The organism is Bacillus sp. P4_D3 (assembly GCF_056401855.1).
On the sequence record NZ_JBFUIN010000477.1, the window covers coordinates 1 to 2,448 of the forward strand.

The following is a 2,448-nucleotide window of genomic DNA, read 5'->3' on the forward strand; positions in this document are numbered from 1 at the left end:
CTCAAAATGTTGTTTTCAAAGGGGATAAAAAAATCAGTTTTGATTTCAAGTTTTTTGTTTGGTATCACCCATTTATTACAACTAATTGGTGGGCAGTCTATTGAAGATACCATTTTACAAATCATATATGCATTTTTAGTTGGACTTGTTCTGTCCTTACTTATCGTAAATAAGCAATCAATTATTATCACCATTACTTTCCACACTTTTAATAATTTCTTTAATTTTATGGGGAATGTTCAAGCCTCGTCGCTTTTTGCATATATTATTATTGCAATTTTATTCTTCTACACCATATATTTATGGAAACGTGCTAATAAAAAAGAGTGTATTCGACAGGAAATAAATATAGCAGTTTGAGTTGTGATATTACCTTTTCAGTATAGAGGGCAGCCTGGTACTGCAATATTACCTTTAAAGGGGCTTGCTGCATGCTCATCAACTTAAGAGATTAATTGTTCCACTAAAATGAAAAAATACGTTATTCTTTCTGTAGAATCATAGGAAAGGATGGCGTTTTTTCATTCTAGGGGGCATTTCTTTTTCTTAGCTTKATAGCGATGGGCCATTGCCAGCAAGCTAAGAAAAACTAATACTCCAAAATAAGCTGTTTTGCTACAAGTTAGTACAACATTTCGTTCTGGGGGCACTATGGAATTTTAGTTTATTAGCGATAATAAATTAAAGAAATGATTAACCTTAGTTATAAAAAATTAATATATATAACAATAAAACCATCAATTTGAACAATCTTTTTTCAAATTGATGGTTTTTATTTTTGAAAAAATAACTATTTTATAAAAAATATTTTTTTGACCCCCATAAAATTATTTATTCCTTCGAATATATATAAGTAGAAGAAAGCAAATGAAAGAAAAAGCTAAAATTACCAAAAATATAGAGAAGAGTTATTCAAAGATTGCAGATAAAATAGAAAAAGAGCAAGAAGAACAAGTGGTATTGCAAAAGAAAACAAGAAAGCAGTACAAAATATAGACTTCACTTTAGTGCAAGTGGAAAAAATAGTCATCTAAAAAAAGTTGGCCTCGAAAAATATGAGTAATAGCAAGAAGACAACCCAAAAGAAAAGTACTAAGAAAATGTGGTTAAATGGTCACTTGTTTAGTGACCATTTTGCTATTTGAAGCAGAAGGAGGCAGGAAGATTACTAGTGTTGAGTTTAGTAATGAAGATCTTAAAAAAAACGAAAATAGAAGATATCGTATTTAACATACAAAACAACGGAGGAGAWAAGGAAGCTTTTATCGTACAGTATCAGCCGTTTATTAGAAAATCAATCTCGTCTGTCTGCCGCCGTTATATTACAGAACAGGATGATGAATATAGCATTGGGTTGTTTGCGTTTAACGAAGCAATTGAACAGTATTCATATAAAAAAGGGAAATCTTTTCTAGCGTTTGCTGATCTTCTTATAAAAAGAGATGTAATTGACTATATACGTAAGGAGTCTAAGCATAATCTTGTCTTTTTAAAAGAAGATAAGCAAGAGGAAATATTAGAAATGCAAGTATCGCTTACGGAGTATATGAAAGAGATGGAAAATAGTAACCGTAAGGAGGAAATTCTTCATTTTCAAAGTGTGCTAGCTGAGTTTAAAATCACATTTTCAGAGCTTGCTAAGGAATCTCCTAAGCATCGTGATACGCGTGAGCACTTAATAGAAATTGTAAAGATTATTATAAAAGACGAGAAAATGATGGAAGAGCTGTTCAGAAAGAAAAAGTTACCGCTGAAACATATTGAACCGCGTGTTAGGGTAAGTCGTAAAACGTTGGAGCGACATAGAAAATACATTATTGCGATGTGTATTATTTTTGCAAACAACTATACATATATTCTTGATTATATAAGAGGGGAGAAGCATGATGAATAAAGGAATTGTGATGGATATAAAAAAACATAGCGTAGTTGTTTTAACTCCAAATGGAGAGTTTATTACGTTTAAAAGACAAGTACACTCTTACATGATTGGAGAGGAAATCTTGTTTAACAAACAAGAGCAAAGAGCACCGCGTTTTTCAATCCCTTCTTTCTTAAAGCCTGCATCATTACTTGTTACTTGTTTTCTATGTGTGTTGCTGTTTTTCTACAACCAACCGGAAGAAAAAGTATTTGCTTATGTCTCAGTGGATATAAATCCAAGTTTAGAGGTGAGCGTAACAAAGGATCTTCGTGTTATAGATTTGCGAGCTTGTAATGATGATGGAAGGCGTATTTTAAAAGAAATGAAACGATGGGAAAATAAAGACCTGCAAGACGTAATACGTACTATTATAAAGCAGAGTCAAGAGGATAAGTACTTAACGAATGATAAGCAAGTTATGCTAACAGCTGTTACAAAGGACAAGTCGCTAGAACCACAGTTGGAAAAGGCTATGCAAAAATTAAAGAAAGAGTATGAGACAAAACACGTTACAGTCGTATATC

General features: G+C 32.1%; 4 protein-coding genes. All 4 read left to right on the forward strand.

From position 1 onward, the window contains the following. On the forward strand, nucleotides 1-360 hold a 360-nt coding region (locus AC1DTM_RS22965; RefSeq protein WP_477000968.1), incomplete at its 5' end, for a CPBP family glutamic-type intramembrane protease. Nucleotides 361-867: 507 nt separating this feature from the next. After that, entirely contained in the window at nucleotides 868-996 is a 129-nt protein-coding gene (locus AC1DTM_RS22970; protein WP_256416133.1) for a hypothetical protein, read from the forward strand. Between the two features lie 175 nt (nucleotides 997-1,171). Continuing rightward, a complete protein-coding gene (sigI, locus tag AC1DTM_RS22975; RefSeq protein WP_477000969.1) occupies nucleotides 1,172-1,894 on the forward strand; it encodes an RNA polymerase sigma factor SigI in 723 nt (240 codons plus the stop codon). Further along, on the forward strand, nucleotides 1,884-2,448 hold a 565-nt coding region (locus tag AC1DTM_RS22980; RefSeq protein ID WP_477000970.1), incomplete at its 3' end, for an anti-sigma factor domain-containing protein. The genes sigI and AC1DTM_RS22980, both read left to right, overlap by 11 nt.